Source organism: Sporosarcina gallistercoris, from assembly GCF_014836415.1.
Classification (GTDB): Bacteria; Bacillota; Bacilli; order Bacillales_A; family Planococcaceae; genus Sporosarcina; species Sporosarcina gallistercoris.
Map to the genome: position 1 here is coordinate 145,828 of NZ_JACSQY010000002.1, position 18,113 is coordinate 163,940.

General features: G+C 44.7%; 23 protein-coding genes and 5 tRNA genes. 3 read left to right on the forward strand and 25 right to left on the reverse strand.

Annotation, left to right across the window (positions count from 1 at the left end; genetic code table 11):
• Window positions 1–170: 170 nt before the first annotated feature.
• From H9659_RS03950 to H9659_RS03970, 5 genes are all read right to left on the reverse strand, one after another.
• Window positions 171–245: transfer RNA gene (locus tag H9659_RS03950), tRNA-Gln, on the reverse strand.
• A gap of 83 nt (window positions 246–328) precedes the next feature.
• A tRNA-Tyr gene (locus tag H9659_RS03955) sits at window positions 329–413 on the reverse strand.
• A gap of 67 nt (window positions 414–480) precedes the next feature.
• Window positions 481–555, reverse strand: a tRNA-Glu gene (locus H9659_RS03960).
• Between the two features lie 47 nt (window positions 556–602).
• A tRNA-Thr gene (locus H9659_RS03965) sits at window positions 603–675 on the reverse strand.
• A 14-nt stretch (window positions 676–689) separates the two neighbouring features.
• Window positions 690–764 (reverse strand) — tRNA-Asn (locus H9659_RS03970).
• Window positions 765–942: 178 nt separating this feature from the next.
• Here H9659_RS03970 and H9659_RS03975 point away from each other — a divergent pair.
• Entirely contained in the window at window positions 943–1,605 is a 663-nt protein-coding gene (locus H9659_RS03975; protein ID WP_191688653.1) for a polysaccharide deacetylase family protein, read from the forward strand.
• Between the two features lie 44 nt (window positions 1,606–1,649).
• On the opposite strand, the gene H9659_RS03980 is transcribed toward H9659_RS03975, so the two are convergent.
• The gene (locus H9659_RS03980) at window positions 1,650–2,327 is read right to left on the reverse strand and encodes a KinB-signaling pathway activation protein (RefSeq protein ID WP_191688654.1); all 678 of its coding nucleotides are present in this window, start codon (window positions 2,325–2,327) and stop codon (window positions 1,650–1,652) included.
• A 139-nt stretch (window positions 2,328–2,466) separates the two neighbouring features.
• Here H9659_RS03980 and gerD point away from each other — a divergent pair, with 139 nt between their 5' ends.
• A complete protein-coding gene (gene gerD / locus H9659_RS03985) occupies window positions 2,467–3,060 on the forward strand; it encodes a spore germination lipoprotein GerD (protein ID WP_191688655.1) in 594 nt (197 codons plus the stop codon).
• A gap of 16 nt (window positions 3,061–3,076) precedes the next feature.
• On the opposite strand, the gene H9659_RS03990 is transcribed toward gerD, so the two are convergent.
• The 4 genes from H9659_RS03990 to H9659_RS04005 form a co-directional block, all read right to left on the reverse strand.
• A complete protein-coding gene (locus H9659_RS03990) occupies window positions 3,077–4,135 on the reverse strand; it encodes an Mrp/NBP35 family ATP-binding protein (protein WP_191688656.1) in 1,059 nt (352 codons plus the stop codon).
• Window positions 4,136–4,215: 80 nt separating this feature from the next.
• Window positions 4,216–4,929, reverse strand: a complete 714-nt coding sequence (locus H9659_RS03995) for an N-acetylmuramoyl-L-alanine amidase (RefSeq protein ID WP_191688657.1) — start codon at window positions 4,927–4,929, stop codon at window positions 4,216–4,218.
• A gap of 99 nt (window positions 4,930–5,028) precedes the next feature.
• On the reverse strand, window positions 5,029–5,325 hold the full coding sequence (locus H9659_RS04000; RefSeq protein ID WP_191688887.1) for a rhodanese-like domain-containing protein: 297 nt from the start codon (window positions 5,323–5,325) through the stop codon (window positions 5,029–5,031).
• Between the two features lie 64 nt (window positions 5,326–5,389).
• Entirely contained in the window at window positions 5,390–6,223 is an 834-nt protein-coding gene (locus H9659_RS04005; RefSeq protein ID WP_191688658.1) for a mechanosensitive ion channel family protein, read from the reverse strand.
• 249 nt (window positions 6,224–6,472) lie between these two features.
• On the opposite strand from H9659_RS04005, the gene hpaB reads away from it, so the two are divergent.
• Window positions 6,473–7,933 carry a 4-hydroxyphenylacetate 3-monooxygenase, oxygenase component gene (hpaB, locus tag H9659_RS04010; RefSeq protein ID WP_191688659.1) on the forward strand — a complete coding sequence of 487 codons (1,461 nt, stop codon included), beginning with the start codon at window positions 6,473–6,475 and terminating at the stop codon, window positions 7,931–7,933.
• Between the two features lie 120 nt (window positions 7,934–8,053).
• On the opposite strand, the gene rpsI is transcribed toward hpaB, so the two are convergent.
• The 15 genes from rpsI to rplO all read right to left on the reverse strand — a co-directional run bounded on the left by rpsI (window position 8,054) and on the right by rplO (window position 18,106).
• Complete coding sequence (gene rpsI / locus H9659_RS04015) at window positions 8,054–8,446, reverse strand: 30S ribosomal protein S9 (RefSeq protein ID WP_191688660.1); 393 nt, start codon at window positions 8,444–8,446, stop codon at window positions 8,054–8,056.
• A gap of 19 nt (window positions 8,447–8,465) precedes the next feature.
• Complete coding sequence (gene rplM, locus H9659_RS04020; RefSeq protein WP_191688661.1) at window positions 8,466–8,903, reverse strand: 50S ribosomal protein L13; 438 nt, start codon at window positions 8,901–8,903, stop codon at window positions 8,466–8,468.
• A gap of 167 nt (window positions 8,904–9,070) precedes the next feature.
• Entirely contained in the window at window positions 9,071–9,814 is a 744-nt protein-coding gene (gene truA / locus H9659_RS04025; protein WP_191688662.1) for a tRNA pseudouridine(38-40) synthase TruA, read from the reverse strand.
• Window positions 9,815–9,829: 15 nt separating this feature from the next.
• Window positions 9,830–10,627 (reverse strand): energy-coupling factor transporter transmembrane component T family protein, encoded by a 798-nt coding sequence (locus tag H9659_RS04030; protein ID WP_191688663.1) that lies wholly within the window; start codon window positions 10,625–10,627, stop codon window positions 9,830–9,832.
• A complete protein-coding gene (locus tag H9659_RS04035; RefSeq protein WP_191688664.1) occupies window positions 10,624–11,496 on the reverse strand; it encodes an energy-coupling factor ABC transporter ATP-binding protein in 873 nt (290 codons plus the stop codon). The genes H9659_RS04030 and H9659_RS04035 overlap by 4 nt, the downstream gene beginning before the upstream one ends.
• On the reverse strand, window positions 11,472–12,317 hold the full coding sequence (locus tag H9659_RS04040; RefSeq protein WP_191688665.1) for an energy-coupling factor ABC transporter ATP-binding protein: 846 nt from the start codon (window positions 12,315–12,317) through the stop codon (window positions 11,472–11,474). The genes H9659_RS04035 and H9659_RS04040 overlap by 25 nt, the downstream gene beginning before the upstream one ends.
• 270 nt (window positions 12,318–12,587) lie before the next feature.
• Window positions 12,588–12,968: a 50S ribosomal protein L17 gene (rplQ, locus tag H9659_RS04045; protein ID WP_025783838.1), complete on the reverse strand. Its 381-nt coding sequence runs from the start codon at window positions 12,966–12,968 to the stop codon at window positions 12,588–12,590.
• 32 nt (window positions 12,969–13,000) lie between these two features.
• Window positions 13,001–13,945, reverse strand: a complete 945-nt coding sequence (locus H9659_RS04050) for a DNA-directed RNA polymerase subunit alpha (RefSeq protein WP_191688666.1) — start codon at window positions 13,943–13,945, stop codon at window positions 13,001–13,003.
• A 132-nt stretch (window positions 13,946–14,077) separates the two neighbouring features.
• Window positions 14,078–14,467 carry a 30S ribosomal protein S11 gene (rpsK, locus tag H9659_RS04055; RefSeq protein ID WP_025783840.1) on the reverse strand — a complete coding sequence of 130 codons (390 nt, stop codon included), beginning with the start codon at window positions 14,465–14,467 and terminating at the stop codon, window positions 14,078–14,080.
• Window positions 14,468–14,491: 24 nt separating this feature from the next.
• Complete coding sequence (rpsM, locus tag H9659_RS04060) at window positions 14,492–14,857, reverse strand: 30S ribosomal protein S13 (RefSeq protein WP_039043301.1); 366 nt, start codon at window positions 14,855–14,857, stop codon at window positions 14,492–14,494.
• A 23-nt stretch (window positions 14,858–14,880) separates the two neighbouring features.
• Window positions 14,881–14,994: a 50S ribosomal protein L36 gene (rpmJ, locus tag H9659_RS04065; RefSeq protein WP_076758849.1), complete on the reverse strand. Its 114-nt coding sequence runs from the start codon at window positions 14,992–14,994 to the stop codon at window positions 14,881–14,883.
• Between the two features lie 38 nt (window positions 14,995–15,032).
• Window positions 15,033–15,251: a translation initiation factor IF-1 gene (infA, locus tag H9659_RS04070; RefSeq protein ID WP_025783842.1), complete on the reverse strand. Its 219-nt coding sequence runs from the start codon at window positions 15,249–15,251 to the stop codon at window positions 15,033–15,035.
• A 420-nt stretch (window positions 15,252–15,671) separates the two neighbouring features.
• Window positions 15,672–16,325 (reverse strand): adenylate kinase, encoded by a 654-nt coding sequence (locus H9659_RS04075; protein WP_191688667.1) that lies wholly within the window; start codon window positions 16,323–16,325, stop codon window positions 15,672–15,674.
• Between the two features lie 48 nt (window positions 16,326–16,373).
• A complete protein-coding gene (gene secY / locus H9659_RS04080) occupies window positions 16,374–17,666 on the reverse strand; it encodes a preprotein translocase subunit SecY (RefSeq protein ID WP_191688668.1) in 1,293 nt (430 codons plus the stop codon).
• Window positions 17,666–18,106 carry a 50S ribosomal protein L15 gene (gene rplO / locus H9659_RS04085; protein WP_025783845.1) on the reverse strand — a complete coding sequence of 147 codons (441 nt, stop codon included), beginning with the start codon at window positions 18,104–18,106 and terminating at the stop codon, window positions 17,666–17,668. Before rplO ends, secY begins: the two co-directional genes overlap by 1 nt.
• Window positions 18,107–18,113: the final 7 nt, after the last annotated feature.

Genomic DNA, 18,113 nt, shown 5'->3' on the forward strand with positions numbered 1-18,113 from the left:
CTATCGGTTCATTTAGACACCTTTTAAAAAAATCATTTTTTCGAATTATTCAATGGATAATTTCATATGATAGGTGATGTCTTGAAAAGTGTTGATTTTATAATTCTTAGCTGCTTATGCTTAGCACGGGATTGTTCCTAAACAGCTGATGGTATTTCTCGCAAAAATTTTGGCTGGGGTAGCTGGATTCGAACCAACGAGTGACGGAGTCAAAGTCCGTTGCCTTACCGCTTGGCTATACCCCAATAATTAAAAAAATCGGCTCATCTCTGCGCCGGTGTACTACTAATTAAGATAACCATTATGATTAAAAACTATACATGGAAAATGGTGGTGGGGGACGGATTCGAACCGCCGAACCCGGAGGGAGCGGATTTACAGTCCGCCGCGTTTAGCCACTTCGCTACCCCACCAATAGATGATTATAAATAAGCGTGCATGGCGACATCGCTTATCTGAAATATTTTACTGGAACAAACATGGTGACCCCTACGGGATTCGAACCCGTGTTACCGCCGTGAAAGGGCGGTGTCTTAACCGCTTGACCAAGGGGCCATACATAACCGCTGAACTGTCGCCAACTGTTCAGTACAGCTTACTGAAGCTTCCAACCGGATTCGAACCGGTGACCTCTTCCTTACCATGGAAGCACTCTACCTACTGAGCTATGGAAGCATAGGCATGGAAAATGGCTCCGCAGGTAGGACTCGAACCTACGACCGATCGGTTAACAGCCGATTGCTCTACCACTGAGCTACTGCGGAATAATAGTATTAACTTTTATGGAACAACGAAAATTATACCATAACTTCAAAAGATAGCAATAGGTTTTTTTATCGTGTTCTCTCGTCTGTTGACGACTTTTACATAATAGCATGTGGTGCGCATAACGGTCAAGCCTTCATCATAAAGTACAGTAAACATGTTGGAAAGGAGCTTTTTGTGCTAAAAAAGATAGGTTGGATCATAATCATTTGTACGTTATTTCTCGTATTATGGCCCTCTTCCATTACAGCTCCGCAACTATTGAATGTGTTCAAACTGACAGAAGAACCCGATGTCATCGTAAGAGGCACTTCTGGCTCAGCAATGACTCTGGATATTTCGTTTGGTGACGCAGCTCTAGAAAAATGGATTGCAGAGCTAGAAGCCCCGTACCCTTTGTTACTCGTGGATACCGCGTGGGCAATGCGCTTCCCTGACTCTGCTGAACTCATTCGTAAAAAGAATATCCCTGTTGCTCTTTTAGGCAAAGAAGGAGCCTTCTATGAAGAAGATACAGCCCTCTTCACTGAACAATTAGAGGAATTCACGATTCTATTTGGAAAAAAACCTCTTTGGTTCCGTACAAGCGATGAAGTTTTTCCAAAACTTCTTCAAGATTCCTTGTGGAAGCATGAAATAAACGCTCTAGGTTCCACTTTACGTTGGAAAGGCGGAAAGCTCCCGCCTCATAAAAAGGGTGAAATCTTAACTGCCGCCCTGGAACGGAAGGGAACTGCCACTTTGGATGATATTGATCGATTACTAGCCAGTCGTGAATTTCAATCCGTGGAAGATGTATTGTTTGCGACAGATGTCAAAACCAAAAAGATTCCCGAATAACAAAAGACGCACATGAGCGAAAAACCGCTAGTGTGCGTCTTTTGTTATTTCGCCTTCGCGGCTTTTTGTTTTCTGCGCTCCGCTTTCCGAGCATCTAATTTCAGTTTGTCCTCATCTGACTTCCGATTGTACTTTGGAAGCGCTAGAAGTTGATAGGCATTGACTGCGACAAGCGGGAATAGCATAATCGTCACCCACGTGTCGACTTCCCCTTTGCGTACCATCAGTGCCGGCAACCACTCAATAGTTGTAATGACAATCATGAAAAACAATGCGGAAATTAAAATATGTTTCTTCGTCCACTGTGCCTTGAACCACGCTGTTACTGCAGCTGTACCTATCAGTATCGCTAGCAACACCATGTAGAGGACAGTCCGTCCTGTATCCTCTGAAGTCAAACGGAATCTGAAGAAGACCAAGTCGAAGAGAACGATGACAATCAACAGCAGTTGTACCCAATTCCACAGTGTCAATGTTCTAAACAAATTAACTCCGAATTGATGAATGGTCAAATACGCGAAGAATCCCATCTGCGCAATAACACTCATCGTAAATCCTAGAAACACCATCCATAAAAAAGCACCTAAAAACTGAAAATATTCCCCTGTTGATAAGTAGGAGTAAAAAAAGTCCCAACGAACAATCAGTCCGACAAGTCCAGTAATGGCGCCACCTAAAAGTAGAGCCCGTATGAAAAATTTCATCCAATTTCGTATAGTCACAGCAGCGTTCCCCCGTTTAAATTACTGATTCTAGTGTAACAGCCATTTATCGAAAAATCTATTTCATTCAACAGTGTTTGCATAATCCGCGCAAAGTTGTGAACAATAATTGAAAAGCCAGTGGAGGGATTTCAAAAACATGAGAAAATTAGCGCTGTATCTGCTCCCTGTCCTATTTGTTCTATCCGCATGCAGCAATGCACAAAACGCAGCTCCTTCTTACGATGAAACGAAAAAGATGATGACTGATGCGATACAAACTGAAGAAGGAAAAAAAGCGATCCGGCAATTATTATCAGAAGAAGAGTTTCGAAAACAGCTTGTCCTTGAGCAACCTGAAGTGGCTTCTGCTATAGAAACGACATTGCTTTCAAAAGAAGGAAAAGATTTTTGGAAAGAAACATTCGATGATCCGAAATTCCAGAAGACGATTGCAACGAGTATGAAGGATCAGCAAAAAGAAATTATGAAAGCTTTAATGAATGACCCGTCTTTTCAAAAAGAGCTGGAAGAATTCTTTGGAACACCCGATATGCAAAAACAATTGGAAAACATTTTGCACTCAGGCTCATTGAAAAAGGAGTTCGAAAAAGCGATACAAGAAACGATTAGCAGTCCTTTGCTCCAGGCAAAGTGGCAAGAACTGATCTTGCAGGCAGGAGAAGTAAAACCTGTAGGAAAAGACGATAAGAAAAAAGAAGATGACAAAGCAGAAAGCGGAGGGGGAAAATAACCCACTCCGCTTTTTCTTATTTCTTTACTTTATCCACAACATTTTGAGCGATTTCCAAGTAAATCTTTCCAATCGGATGGTCAGCTGCATAAACTGAAGGGGCGAAGTCCTCTTCATCCCAATCCGGCTGCCCTAATGGAATTTGACCAAGCAATTCTGTACGAAGTTCTTCAGCAAGCCGCTTTCCGCCGCCAGAACCGAAAACAAACTCCTTTTCACCCGTTTGCTTCGACTCGAACCAAGACATGTTTTCAATAACTCCAAGCAGCGCGTGGTCTGTTTGCAATGCCATCGCACCCGCACGAGCTGCAACAAACGCAGCTGTTGGATGTGGTGTTGTCACAACGATTTCTTTAGAAGCTGGAATCATCTGATGAATATCGAGCGCAACGTCGCCAGTACCTGGCGGCAAGTCGAGTATCATATAATCGAGTTCGCCCCACTCCACATCTCTGAAAAACTGATCCAGCACTTTACCGAGCATAGGACCGCGCCAAACGACAGGGGCATTATCTTCCACAAAGAAGCCCATTGATATGACTTTAACTCCTTTACGTTCCACAGGAATAATCCGATCCCCGCGGATTACAGGTGATTCTGTAACCCCCATCATATCCGGAACGCTGAACCCATAAATATCCGAGTCAATCAGCCCTACTTTTTTCCCGAGACGGGCAAGACCAACCGCTAAGTTGACGGAAACAGTCGACTTCCCAACCCCACCTTTACCTGACGCAATGGAGATGAACGTCACGTCATTGATTGGAGATAGTAAATCCTGCGCTTCTGCAGCTGTCGCAGTTCCACGGAATTTGTCTAATGTCTCTTGTGGCAACTCTTCAAATCGAATGCCGACGGAGTCAGCACCCGCAGCCTTCAGAACCTCGACGACTTTCGATTGAAGTGTCATTTGCTCTGCCGTGTTCACTTTGGCAATCGCCAATTTCACACTAACATGTGCTTTTTCAGGCTTGATGGTAATGCCGACGATCCCATCTGTCTCTGCCAATGTTTTATGTAAAAAAGGATCGCTCATACCGCCTAATAATTCACGTACTGTTTCTTCATTCATCACAACGGAACACTCCTTAGAGGTTTAGTACATTCACCTCCAAGTATAGCATAGTCCACCTTCCGCGTAAGTCGATGCGCTTATCACTTTTTCTCCATTTGCTGGTGCTTCACAACACCTGCAACAATCGCATCCGCCACCTTCTTCCGATACCCCGGGTCCGCCAACAATTTGTGCTCTTCAGGATTGGAGATGAAGCCCGTTTCTACAATTACAGACGGTACCTGGATATTCTTCAATAGATAAACGCCTTTTATTTTCATGGCTTCCCGATCCGTATTCTTTAATCGATCTTTGAACGCCCCTTGGATCGATTTTGCGAGCGCTTCTCCCCCCTCGTGACCTTCTGGGTGATAAAACACCTGAGCACCTCTCCATTGCGTCTCAGGGATTGCATTTACATGGATACTTAGAAACAAATCAGGTTCTTCTTTCTCAGCAAGTTGAACGCGCAATTTCAAATCTTCAAATTTGCGTTCACGCATTGAAGAGAATTCTTTGTCCGGCGCATGCTCGGCAATGGAATCCCCAGGTTTCGTCCGCGTCATCACAACGGTTGCACCTTTTTGTTTCAACTTCTTTTCCACTTCTTTTGTAATGGCAAGATTGACATCACTTTCAATCAGCTCTTTCGTGGAAGCGCCGCCATCTTCTCCGCCATGCCCTGCATCCAGCAGCACTTTGACGCCTGCTAGTTCCGCAGGCATGAAAAACGCTCGATCCGAAGCATTCACTCCATACCAGACCACACTTAAAGAACATACTAGTAATAAGCCAATAATCATTACCCGCTTCATATGACACCGCCTTTTTCATCCACTATACGCAGCTCCGGTTTCAAATATGACCAAGCATAGAAAAGACGCCTTCCTTTGGAAGACGCCTGCATCAGTTACTTATTCGATTGGACCTTGCCAGCTAAGCATGCCGCCGGTCATATTGGTTACGTCATAGCCTTCCTCTTCCAGAAACGCAGCTGCACGTCCGCTTCGTCCGCCTGAACGACAAATGAGCGTATATGGCTTTGCTTTGTCGAGTTCTCCTAATCGAGCTGGAATCTCACCAAGCGGAATGTGAATAGCTCCTATTACTTTACCCGTTGCAATTTCATCCGCTTCGCGAACGTCGATCATGTTGATTTGCTGCCCTTCATCTAATAACGTTTCCAGTTCAATCGCTGTAATTTCTTTCATCATGTACGCCTCCTGTGAACTTGCTAAAGGTATCATATACGTGTTAGTGAATTGCGTCCATGCTTTAGCCTAATTGCTCTTGCTGATGAATCACTTGATAGTTCAGTGGAAGCTCAATATTGGCTTCATCGAATGCCACTTTGATCGCCTTCAGCAGATCTCGTTCACATTCCCATTGCAATCCGTTCTCGACTTGTCCAATAACACGGAGTACCACATTTGTCCCATCTATACTTTGAACCCCAATCGCATGGGGGCCGTCTTTGAAACGCTCGTCTCGCTGGAAGTTCTCGCAAACCCGTTCCAACACACCGATTGCCTGGTCCACATCATTGTAGTAGCTGATTCCTACATCCACCAGAGCCCGCATATTACCCCGTGTATGATTCGCTACGTTTTCGATAATACGGTTCGGTAAGTAATTGAGAGTCCCATCGAACGCCCGTACTTTCGTTGTACGTAAACCGATCTCCTCGACTACCCCATCAATTCCTGCAACCGTTACATAGTCATCCACTTCCATCTGTTGCTCCAGAAGTATGAAGAATCCTGTTACGACGTCACTTACAAGCCCTTGGGCACCGAATCCTATTGCGAGCCCAACAACACCTGCCCCTGCGATAAGCGGCCCAATGCTAACACCGAACAGCGATAGGACGGTGCCGATAAAAATGAAAATCATCACATAGGAATAAATATTCAAAAGTAGTTTATCGAGGGTCTTAATTCGACTCGCTTTTGTTTTTCTAGTCAGGGACATTTTATTAATTGTTGCACTGATCATTTTTTTACCCAATGGAACAGCTATGGAAAAAGCCACAATTATGACAACAAGTTTAATAACCGTTCCAATTATATCATCCAGCTCAAAAGGGATTTTATCTAGAAATACTTTCATTTTGAATAGAAACCTCACTTTCATTCTGTTGCACTGAATTAGCATACCGCATATGAAAACGCACTTTCAAGCAATCCGATGTCCTGTCAACAAGTCAGAAAATTATTTTCAACTTCGACAGTTCACATGGAGAAGTTAACCGTCTGATGGGTTTTGAACTCATCATTCCATATTAGGGCTCTTTCGATATAATCACATCGCATGAGCAATTAATAGACTAGACAAAACAGGAAAATCAGGAGGAGTTCTATGGGTGTGAAAAACGGGAAGGAATTTTTAAGCCGCATCAATCAGTTGAAGCCTGAAATATGGGTGGACGGTCAGCAACTAAAGGAACCGATTTCCGAATGCCCGGAGTTTAGAGGTCTGTTAAAAACCAAAGCTTCTTTATATGAATTTCAAACCTCAGCGGAAAATCTGTTTGACATGACATACGATTCTCCTACATCGGGTGAAAAAGTAGGGATTTCTTTTCTGCAGCCAACTACAAAAGAGGACTTGAAAAAGCGCCGGACGATGATTGAACAGTGGGCCCGCCAGACCTGCGGGCTCATGGGCAGAAGTCCGGATTATTTGAGTACGGCCCTTATGAGCTTTGCAAGCTCCTCGCAATTTCTAGAAGGAAAAGAAAATTGTTTTCCCCAACATGTGCAATCTGCATATGAACGGGCGAGAGAACAGGACTTGACGTTCACCCATACATTCATCACTCCTCAAGTCAATCGTGCAACGATGTACTTAGAGTCTTCCGACGAACCCATCTCCGCCAAAATCGTGGACACTACAAAAGAAGGCCTTGTTATTAAAGGTGCGAAATTGCTTGCTACGCAAGGCGGTCTGACAGATGAAATCCTTGTCTTCAGCGCACCTAAATTTCTTCCAGATCCCGATGAAGCCTTTGCATTCACTCTTCCTTCAGATGCCGAGGGGGTGCGTTTCATCTGCAGAGAGTCCTTTGCGGGCACGGGTTCCACATTTAATTACCCACTGAGCTCCCGATTTGAAGAGATGGACTCGATTGTCGTGTTCGATAACGCACTCGTACCGTGGGATCGTGTTTTCTTTTATCACAATACAGAAGCGGCATCACAATTCTTCGCAACCAGTTCCTTTCATCCGTTCACACTCCATCAAGTCATTACCCGCCAAGTGGTGAAAACCGAATTCATGCTCAGCGTTGCGAAACTTCTTGTAGAGACGATAAATGTCGGCGAGTACTCGCACATTCAAGGGAAAGTTGCAGAAATTATTATTAGTTTAGAAACGATGAAAGCATTGTTGGATAAATCCGAACAGGACGCAGCGCTGGATCAGTGGGGGTATATGCGCCCTAGTATCGTGCCACTTCAAGTGGCAAGTAATATCTTCCCGACAGTCTATCCTCGCTTCAGCGAAATCATTCAGCTGATAGGAGCAAGCGGAATGGTGACTATTCCTACCGAAAAATCGTTCAAATCCGAGATTGAGCATGATTTGGCACAGTATTTGCAAGGAGCGACTAAAACGGCAGAAGATCGAGTGAAAATCTTCAGGCTCGCTTGGGATCTGACGATGAGTTCTTTCGGTACAAGACAAACTCAATATGAACGTTATTTTTTTGGAGACCCCATTCGCCTGGCCAGCCAACTGTACCGATCCTACTCCTCAACCAGTACTTCTCCTATGATTGAGTCTTTGTTAGGACCATTGGATTGCGGCGATCCCGAGTGATGGTGTCCAGAAACTGCAACAGTTATGAAGGAAAAAGCGAATTCGCATACAGTAAATTGATTTTCATCATACAAAAAACAGTCCACTCCTGTAAGGGAATGGACTGTTTGTAGTTGATGATTAACGTTTTGAGAACTGAGGTGCACGACGAGCGCCGCGAAGACCTGGCTTCTTACGTTCTTTCATACGTGGGTCACGTGTAAGGAGACCTGCAGCTTTTAGAGCTGGACGGAAATCAGGATCTACAGTTAACAATGCACGCGCTACTCCATGACGGATTGCTCCTGCTTGTCCTGTGTACCCTCCACCGCTTACGTTTACGTGAATATCGTAGCTTCCAAGTGTATCCGTAGTTACAAGTGGTTGCTTGATGATTTCGCGAAGTGTTTCAAATGGTACGTATTCTTCTGCATCACGTTTGTTGATGATGATTTTACCTTCACCAGGAACTAAACGTACACGAGCTGTTGAACTTTTACGTCGGCCAGTGCCGATATATTGTACTTGTGCCAAAAGTGTTTCCTCCTCTTAATTACCCGCGAAGCTCAAATGCTTCAGGTTTTTGTGCTGCATGAGTGTGCTCTGGTCCAGCGAAAACGTGAAGCTTTTTAGCTGTTTGACGACCAAGTGGACCTTTTGGAAGCATTCCCTTGATAGCTAGTTCAAGCATTTTCGTTGAATAGTTTGTGCGCATTTCAAGCGCTGTACGAGACTTAAGGCTACCTGTGTAACCTGAGTGACGGTAATATTTCTTGTCTTTCAATTTGTTCCCTGTAAGTTGGATCTTTTCAGCATTGATGATGATCACGTGATCACCTGTATCAACGTTTGGTGTGAATGATGGTTTATGTTTACCGCGAAGTAATGTAGCGACTTCTGAAGCAAGACGTCCAAGCGTTTGGCCTTCAGCGTCTACTAGGAGCCATTTCCGCTCTACTTCGTGGCCTTTAGCCATGAATGTTGTACGCATAGTTTCATATCCTCCTAAATGAATATCTTCTGTTCCGTTTTCTCTATCCCTAAACACAAATAAACTTTCGGGGCTTTTTGTGGGGTTATTGAAATACCAAAGATTATCTTACCGGTTATCGCACGAAAAGTCAAGCAGTTTTCATAAAAACACCTGGAAAAGTTGCTTTACTCATCATACGTAACACTCATCAAGTACAAACCGTGTGCTGGAGCGGTTTTCCCTGCACGTTTGCGATCGCGGGCTTCAAGGATCTCAGCCACTTCGTGCGGCTCGTCCCATCCAATTCCTACAGCATAAAGGACTCCCGCAATCGTGCGCACCATGTTATATAAAAAGCCGTCTCCTTCGATGGTCAAAATGAGGTCATCGCCCTTTTCCTCGATTTCAAGCATACGTATCGTCCGAACCTTGTTCGATGTCGCTGTCTGGGAAGAACAAAAGCTCGTGAAATCGTGCTTGCCTAGTAAATGCACGGCACCTTCTTGCATTCGTTTAAGATCTGGGTTCCATTTCCCCAAATGGACCGAATAATTGCGGTCAAACGGACTTTGGATGGGCTTTCTCGTCCAGCGATATTGATACGTTTTCCCTTTTGCTGAATAACGGGCATGAAAATCCTCATTGACGGATTGGGCAGAAAGGATACGGATATCTTTAGGCAGCAACACATTCAATGCCATCAGCCAACTATCTTCAGTCAGATTGAGAGGCGTGTCAAAATGGATCACTTGTCCCCATGCGTGCACACCTGCATCCGTTCTGCCGCTTGCCACGCTATGGATCGAGTCATCTTTATGCATCTTACGGAGTGCCTTGTCGATATCCGACTGCACGGTACGCATGTTAGGTTGAGATTGGTAGCCAGAAAATTGTGTGCCGTCATACGCAACGGTCGCTTTTATACGCATCCTGTATGTCCTCCTTTACCCTCTGAAATACAGCATGATGGCTGAGAGTACACCTAACAAAACCAGGACCATTGTGTCGCTCGTCTGCCACTGCAACTTCCGAAACCTTGTACGGCCTTCTCCGCCGCGGTAACCGCGGACTTCCATCGCAATTGCTAGATCTTCCGCACGCTTGAACGCACTTACAAACAATGGGACGAGTAACGGGATAACAGCCTTTACACGTTGTTGAACACTTCCTGAACTGATATCCGATCCCCGCGCGAGTTGTGCTTTCAAGATTTTGTCCGTTTCATCCATTAAAGTAGGGATGAAACGCAAAGCGATCGACATCATCATGGCTAGCTCGTGTACAGGCAGCTTCAGTCGTTTCAGCGGATTCAGCAGCGTTTCCACGCCATCCGTAATTGATATTGGCGAGGTTGTCAGTGTGAGTACGGTCGTCATCAATACTAAAATCAAAAATCGTAACGATATATAGATCCCTTGGCGCAATCCTTCTTCATAAATAGAGATAAACTTCCAATGGAAGAGGACTTCCCCTTCTCGTGTGAGAAACAAGTGCATGAAAAGCGTAAACACTACGAGAAACAGAATCGGTTTGAGTCCACCTAACAAAAATGGGATCCTGATTTTCGAGAGAAGGATAACGAACACAGTAAATCCAAGTAAAATTGCATAGGTCGCTGTATTATTCGCTAAGAAAACTGCAAAGATGAACAAGAAAACGAAAATGAGCTTGGACCTCGGATCCAGACGATGTGTAATGGAATCTCCGGGTAAGTAGCGTCCGAAAATCATCTTCTCCATCATTTCAGCTCACCTGCTTCTTTAGCAAGCTTTGCAATCATTTCAGCAAGCTTCTCTTCGGTAAGAGCAGACGTAGACAATCTACAATGAACCAATCGTTCGAAGTCCCTCTGAAACCTCACAGAACGGGGTAATTCCAAGCGATACGCGGCAAGTTGATCTGCATCTGTCAATACTTCTTCAGGGGGGCCAGCGAGGACTGCACGACCTTCATGCATCACGATGACATGCTCTGCATAGCGGGCAGCGTCTTCCATGCTGTGGGTTACTAATATCGTTGTCAGACCCTCTTCTTTATGGAAACGTTCGAACAGCTCCATAATTTCCCTTCGCCCTTGTGGATCGAGTCCAGCCGTCGGTTCGTCCAAAATTAAAACGGATGGTTTAAATGCAAGCACCCCTGCAATTGCTACCCGTCTCATTTGACCGCCTGATAACTCAAATGGTGACTTGTGCGCAACATCTGGTGGCAATCCCAGCATTTCAATCAATTCATGCGCCCTTGCTCTTGCTTCCTCTTCAGGGATGCCAAAATTCAAAGGACCGAACATGATATCTTTTTCAACAGTCTCTTCGAATAACTGATGCTCAGGAAACTGGAAAACGATTCCGACATTCCGTCTCACATTCCGGAGTGCTTTCCCTTTCGTTTCAGATGTAATAAGCGTATCCCCTACTCGCACGGTACCTTCAGTGGGTTTCAGCAAACCATTCAAATGCAAGAGTAACGTCGACTTCCCAGAACCGGTATGACCAATCACTGCTGTATATGAACCTGTTTTAATCGTAGTATTAATGTCATGCAGCGCCTTTTTTTCAAAAGGTGTATTCGGTGCATATGCAAAATTCACTTGCTGAAATGAGATGTCCATAACTCGTTCACCAACTCTTTTTCTGACATATGGTCGCCTACTAACGGCAGTCCTGCATCCCTTAATAGCTGAGAGAGACGAAGAGCAAACGGCAAATCGAGTCCATGCTCTTGAAGTTTAGTTCCTTGTTCAAAGATAGAGGTCGGTGTTCCTGAAGCAGCAAGTTTCCCCTGGTTCATGACGAAAACGCGATCCGCGAGAAGGACCTCTTCCAAGTCATGTGTAATTGAGATGACAGTAAGACCAGTGGTGCGACGCAGAGAAGTGATCAATTCAATCACTTCAGTACGACCTTGGGGATCCAACATTGATGTCGCTTCATCCAATATCAAAATTTTCGGATTCATGGCAAGTGCCCCGGCAATCGCTACACGCTGCTTTTGTCCTCCTGATAAATGATGAGGTTCGTGACTATGGTAAGCCGACATCCCGACATCAGCGAGGGCTTCTTTCACGCGAGTCTGCATGTCGTCGTAAGGAACTCCATTATTCTCTAATGCAAATGCAACATCATCTTGCACGGTGGCACCCACGAACTGATTATCGGGATTTTGAAATACGACCCCCAGTTGTGAACGGACATCCCATAAATTATCCTCCGTTAAGGGATCCAAAAAGACATTGACCGTTCCGGTTGCAGGGAAAAGTAAGCCGATCATCAACTTGGCAAGCGTCGATTTACCTGAACCATTACGCCCGACAATCGACACCCATTCACCATCACGCACTGTGAAAGAGACGTCCTGAACGGCTTGTACAAAAACGTCTTCTTCTGTTTCATAAGCAAACGACACACCGTCCAACGACAAAACTTCCCGCATGACCTACCGCCTCTTTTCTTGTGAACTTATGTATGTATTTTCAGAAATTCTACTGAAATTTTTTATAAATAAAAAAAGCGCGCATCTCATCCGAAGAATGCGCAGCAAAATGTTTCGATGCCGGGTGCTCAAGCCGTCATCGCGGATGAGATGCGTAGAGCTAGACCGAACAGAAACTCTGTCGATCATAACACTCAGCTTTTCATATTGTCGTATAAATCGTTATGTGGAAAGAGGGTGCGGCTGTTGCCAGTCACACCCTCAAGTTCCTTACACGAGTTCGATGACTACAACAGGTGCTCCGTCTCCACGGCGCGGTCCCATCTTCATGATTCGTGTGTATCCGCCTTGGCGTTCTGCGTAGCGCGGTGCAACATCATCAAATAATTTCTGGATAGCAAACGTTTTAGTTTCCTTACCTTCATCATCAGTACCAAGAATTACTTCACGGCGGATGAATTCAGCTACCTGACGGCGTGCATGCAAGTCCCCACGCTTACCAAGTGTGATCATTTTTTCAACAACTGAACGAAGCTCTTTCGCACGTGCTTCCGTTGTTTGGATGCGTTCGTGGATGATTAGGTCTGTTGCCAGGTCCCGCAGCATCGCTTTACGTTGTGAACTTGTGCGTCCAAGTTTTCTGTAACCCATAGAAGATTCCCTCCTTCAATCTGATTCTGCCATTAATCTTCAGAGCGTAATCCTAGATTCAACTCTTCCAATTTCAGCTTTACTTCTTCAAGTGACTTTCGGCCAAGATTGCGCACTTTCATCATTTCGTCCTCGGACTTGTTAGCAAGTTCCATAACGGTATTGATGCCTGCACGCTTCAGGCAGTTATAAGAGCGAACAGAAAGGTCCAGTTCTTCGATAGTCATCTCAAGAACTTTTTCTTTTTGGTCTTCTTCTTTTTCTACCATGATTTCTGCAGTTTGTGCTTCGTCTGTCATGCCGACAAAAATATTTAAATGTTCCGTTAGGATTTTCGCACCTAATGAAACAGATTCTTTAGGACCAATACTACCATCTGTCCATACATCCAATGTCAACTTATCAAAGTTTGTACTTTGACCAACCCGGGTATTTTCAACCTGGAAGTTTACACGGGATACTGGTGTGTAGATAGAGTCGATTGGAATGACACCAATCGCAAGGTCATCACGCTTGTTTTGAACCGAAGGAACATAGCCTCTTCCTCTTACTGCATACATACGCATACGGAGGTGACCATTTTTCCCAAGTGTTGCAATGTGAAGATTCGGGTTCAATACTTCTACATCACTATCATGAGTAATGTCAGCAGCAGTTACCTTACCTTCGCCTTTAATATCCAACTCAATAACTTTTTCGTCATCAGAATAGATTTTAAGAGCCAATTGCTTCACGTTCAGAATAATAGTCGCTACATCTTCTACGACACCTTCGACTGTTGAGAACTCATGAAGAACGCCATCGATCTGAATCGATGTAACGGCAGCTCCAGGTAGAGAAGACAACAAAACGCGGCGTAACGAATTCCCTAAAGTGTTTCCATACCCTCGTTCCAAAGGTTCGATAACAAATTTACCAAACATGGAATCTTCAGCAACCATAACGGTTTCAATCTTCGGTTTCTCAATCTCGATCATTCATTTACCCTCCTTCAAAACGTCTGTGTGGGTCGTTCCTTATTGAAATCGATTTTTATAGACAGCAAAATGCAATCGCACAATTCATTCTTACCAAAAATTGTGTTTCTCAATCAATTGGAATAGAAACCATTATACACGACGACGTTTTGGAGGACGGCATCCGTTGTGCGGAACAGGCGTTACGTCACGGATAGCAGTTACTTCAAGTCCAGCAGCTTGGAGTGAACGAATCGCAGCTTCACGTCCTGCACCTGGTCCTTTAACAGTAACTTCCAACGTTTTAAGACCGTGTTCCATAGAAGACTTCGCAGCTGTTTCTGCAGCCATTTGAGCCGCAAAAGGAGTTGATTTACGTGATCCGCGGAAACCAAGTGCCCCAGCACTAGACCATGAAAGTGCGTTTCCGTGAGTGTCAGTAATCGTTACGATAGTATTGTTGAACGTCGAGCGGATATGTGCAATCCCGGATTCAATATTCTTTTTTACACGACGTTTACGAGTTTGTTGTTTACGTGCCATGTTCGAAAATACCTCCTTTACCTATTATTTCTTTTTGTTTGCAACAGTCCGCTTAGGACCTTTACGTGTACGTGCATTGTTTTTTGTGTTTTGTCCGCGTACAGGCAATCCACGACGGTGACGGATTCCACGGAAGCTTCCGATTTCCATCAAACGTTTGATGTTAAGTGAAGTTTCACGGCGAAGATCCCCTTCTACTTTCAATGCATCTAATTGTTCACGGATTTTGTCGAGTTCCGCGTCAGTTAAATCACGAACGCGTGTCTCTTCTGAAACGTCAGCTGCAGCAAGAACTTTCTGTGCTGTCGTTTTCCCAATTCCGTAGATGTAAGTCAATGAAATTACAACGCGCTTATCGCGCGGTACGTCTACACCAGCAATACGTGCCATATAGGTTGCGCACCTCCTTTATATTATCCTTGACGCTGTTTGTGCTTTGGATTTTCACAGATTACCATTACTCGGCCGCGTCTGCGAATAACTTTGCATTTTTCGCAGATCGGTTTTACAGATGGTCTTACTTTCATCTTACCCAACCTCCTTCATTAGTCCGGAGTTGCAAAATTTATTTGAATCGGTATGTGATGCGACCACGTGTTAAGTCATAAGGCGACAATTCAATTGTCACTTTATCACCAGGCAAAATGCGGATGAAGTGCATACGGATTTTACCGGATACATGTGCAAGCACAGTATGTCCGTTTTCCAATTCCACTTTGAACATCGCATTCGGCAACGTATCTATTACAGTACCTTCAATTTCGATTACGTCATCTTTCGCCATCAGCTCAGTCTCCCTTCTATATCCTTAAAGGCCCTCACCAACAAGCATCATCAGTCGCTTTACAAGCTCCTTCAACATATGTCCGGTATGCGCGAGTGATGTTCGAAAAGACGCAAATCACAATTCATGCCTGTTTGCCGGCCCCGAAATGTTGTCTGGAACTTCAAATCGGTTCAAACATGACCGACAGTGTGCTTCTGATCTATCTGTCCGAAGACAGCAAACCCACTCACAACAACACATTATACTCCGGAAAACAAGAAAATGCATGTGTAAAGTATTGAGCATCAAACTGCGGACTGTGGCCGAATTCCAGCATAGCATCAATTGCTTTTGCAGCTCATTCTAATCATTTGCTCCTTCCGTACAGCAGAACGCTGCCGGACGTGATGCCCTGACGTCTGCATGCTTCGGAAAGGCTTAGTGAACCTGAGTTGTTAACACAGCATCCACGTCGTGAAATACGTCATTAATGTCTTGCTGACCATTAATGTTTGTCAGCACGCCTTTTCCATCGTAGAACGATAGCAGCGGTGCAGATTGGTTCATATTTACTTCCAGACGGTTTGTGACAGTTTCCGGATTGTCATCAGCTCTTTGATAGAGTTCGCCACCGTCTTTATCACAAACGCCTTCAACCTTAGGCGGGTTGAATTCGAGGTGATACGACGTTCCGCAAACTTTACAGATCCGGCGACCCGTCAGCCGAGCAACAAGGAGTTCTTTGTCTACCTGGATATTAAGTGCATGTTCGATTTTCCGGGACATTCCCTCAAGTATGCCATCAAGCGCTTCCGCTTGAGGAACAGTACGTGGGAAACCATCCAATAGAAAACCGTTATCACAGTCAGGTTTGCGAAGACGCTCACTGACAATACCAATCGTAACTTCATCAGGGACAAGTGCGCCCTGGTCCATATACGATTTAGCTTTGACTCCAAGTTCCGTGCCTTCTTGTATCGCAGCACGGAACATATCGCCTGTAGAAATATGAGGGATTCCGTACTTTTCGACAATTTTGTCGGCCTGAGTTCCTTTACCGGCACCAGGCAGACCCATTAATACGATGTTCATACGCCTTGCCCTCCATCGATATTCAAGTGGAGAAACCTTCACTTGAATTTATTTCATAAATCCTCTGTAGTGACGCTTAACCAATTGTGATTCAAGTTGCTTCATAGTTTCAAGGGCAACCCCGACTACGATCAGCAAGCTGGTACCACCGATTTGAGCGGACTGTGGAAGATTTGCAATTTCAATAATGATAATCGGCAGAACTGCGACTGTAGCAAGGAAAATCGATCCGACAAACGTCAGTCGATAGAGCGTGCTTGTCAAATAGTCCTGTGTGTTCTGACCAGGACGAATCCCAGGGATATAAGCCCCTTGTTTCTTCAAGTTATCTGCTACATTCTCAGGGTTAACCTGAACAAATGCATAGAAGTACGTGAAGGCAACGATCAGACCGATATACAGTGCCATGCCAGCTGGATGCGAGTAGTTGAGCACTCGTGTAACAGCAGCGACAGTACTGTTGTCACTGAAGAACGTGCCAAGTAATTGCGGCGTTGTAAAGAACGCAACCGCAAAGATGACTGGGATAACCCCTGCAGCGTTCAGTTTCAATGGTAGATGCGTTTGTTGTCCGGCAGAAGACTGCCCGCGACCCGTCACCCGTTTTGCATATTGAATCGGAATTTTACGCAACGCTTCTTGGAAGTAGATCACGCCAACTGTAATTGCAATAACTGCAACTAGTAACAAAGCCATCATAGCAATACGAAGGAACAAAGCGTCCCCTGCATCTTGGATCTGTGATACATACAATTGGTTGATCGCATTCGGAATAGCAGCAACGATTCCGGCGAAGATAATGATTGAAATACCATTACCGACACCTTTCGCTGTAATCTGCTCGCCGAGCCAGAGAAGAAAAGCGGTACCAGCTGTCAACACTAGAGCAATGACGATATAAGTCGAAACTCCGTTATCTTCAACAAGTCTTCCTTGGAACATTTGGTTAAATCCAAACGACATTGCAATCGCTTGGATAAACGCAAGAATCATGGTGAAGTAACGAGTGAATTGTGCAAGTTTACGTCTTCCGACATCCCCTTGTTTCGCCCACTCTGAAAACTTCGGCACAACGTCCATCTGCAAAAGCTGCACGATGATTGAAGCTGTGATGTAAGGCATGATTCCCATGGCGAAGATTGAGAACTTAGAAAGCGCTCCTCCACCAAAGATGTTCAAAAATCCAATGAATTGATTGTCCGATTGCTGGAGCGCAGTCGCATCCACGTTCGGTACCGTTATGAACGTACCGAGACGGAATACGATGAGCAATAGCAGTGTGAAAATTATTTTAGACCGTATCTCTTTTACTCGCATGAAGTTTGAGATTGTCTGAAACATTAAACCACCTCGACTTGCCCGCCCGCTTTCTCGATCGCTTCTTTAGCAGAAGCAGAGAATTTATGAGCTCTGACAGTAATCTTCTTCTCAAGAGTCCCATTACCAAGAATCTTAATACCGGATTTCTCATTGCTCACAATACCTGTTTCAATCAACAATTCTGGTGTTACTTCTGTGCCTTCATCGAAACGATTCAACGTTTCAAGATTTACGATGGCATATTCTTTACGGTTAATGTTCGTAAATCCGCGCTTAGGTAGACGTTGGAATAGTGGAAGTTGACCACCTTCGAATCCAAGACGTACACCACCGCCTGAACGAGAGTTTTGACCGTTATGACCTCTGCCAGATGTTTTACCTGATCCAGACCCCATACCACGACCAACACGTTTGCGTTCTTTACGAGCACCTTCTGCAGGTTTCATTTCGTGTAATTTCATCTTTCGG

Excerpts from the sequence above, each read along its gene's own strand:
- gerD (WP_191688655.1), top strand. The coding sequence starts at position 2,467 with ATGAGAAAATTAGCGCTGTATCTGCTCCCTGTCCTATTTGTTCTATCC.
- H9659_RS03995 (WP_191688657.1), bottom strand. The coding sequence starts at position 4,929 with ATGAAGCGGGTAATGATTATTGGCTTATTACTAGTATGTTCTTTAAGT.
- H9659_RS04000 (WP_191688887.1), bottom strand. The coding sequence starts at position 5,325 with ATGAAAGAAATTACAGCGATTGAACTGGAAACGTTATTAGATGAAGGG.
- H9659_RS04005 (WP_191688658.1), bottom strand. The coding sequence starts at position 6,223 with ATGAAAGTATTTCTAGATAAAATCCCTTTTGAGCTGGATGATATAATT.
- hpaB (WP_191688659.1), top strand. The coding sequence starts at position 6,473 with ATGGGTGTGAAAAACGGGAAGGAATTTTTAAGCCGCATCAATCAGTTG.
- rplM (WP_191688661.1), bottom strand. The coding sequence starts at position 8,903 with ATGCGTACAACATTCATGGCTAAAGGCCACGAAGTAGAGCGGAAATGG.
- truA (WP_191688662.1), bottom strand. The coding sequence starts at position 9,814 with ATGCGTATAAAAGCGACCGTTGCGTATGACGGCACACAATTTTCTGGC.
- H9659_RS04030 (WP_191688663.1), bottom strand. The coding sequence starts at position 10,627 with ATGATGGAGAAGATGATTTTCGGACGCTACTTACCCGGAGATTCCATT.
- H9659_RS04035 (WP_191688664.1), bottom strand. The coding sequence starts at position 11,496 with ATGGACATCTCATTTCAGCAAGTGAATTTTGCATATGCACCGAATACA.
- H9659_RS04040 (WP_191688665.1), bottom strand. The coding sequence starts at position 12,317 with ATGCGGGAAGTTTTGTCGTTGGACGGTGTGTCGTTTGCTTATGAAACA.
- rplQ (WP_025783838.1), bottom strand. The coding sequence starts at position 12,968 with ATGGGTTACAGAAAACTTGGACGCACAAGTTCACAACGTAAAGCGATG.
- H9659_RS04050 (WP_191688666.1), bottom strand. The coding sequence starts at position 13,945 with ATGATCGAGATTGAGAAACCGAAGATTGAAACCGTTATGGTTGCTGAA.
- rpsK (WP_025783840.1), bottom strand. The coding sequence starts at position 14,467 with ATGGCACGTAAACAACAAACTCGTAAACGTCGTGTAAAAAAGAATATT.
- rpsM (WP_039043301.1), bottom strand. The coding sequence starts at position 14,857 with ATGGCACGTATTGCTGGTGTAGACGTACCGCGCGATAAGCGCGTTGTA.
- rpmJ (WP_076758849.1), bottom strand. The coding sequence starts at position 14,994 with ATGAAAGTAAGACCATCTGTAAAACCGATCTGCGAAAAATGCAAAGTT.
- infA (WP_025783842.1), bottom strand. The coding sequence starts at position 15,251 with ATGGCGAAAGATGACGTAATCGAAATTGAAGGTACTGTAATAGATACG.
- H9659_RS04075 (WP_191688667.1), bottom strand. The coding sequence starts at position 16,325 with ATGAACATCGTATTAATGGGTCTGCCTGGTGCCGGTAAAGGAACTCAG.
- secY (WP_191688668.1), bottom strand. The coding sequence starts at position 17,666 with ATGTTTCAGACAATCTCAAACTTCATGCGAGTAAAAGAGATACGGTCT.
- rplO (WP_025783845.1), bottom strand. The coding sequence starts at position 18,106 with ATGAAATTACACGAAATGAAACCTGCAGAAGGTGCTCGTAAAGAACGC.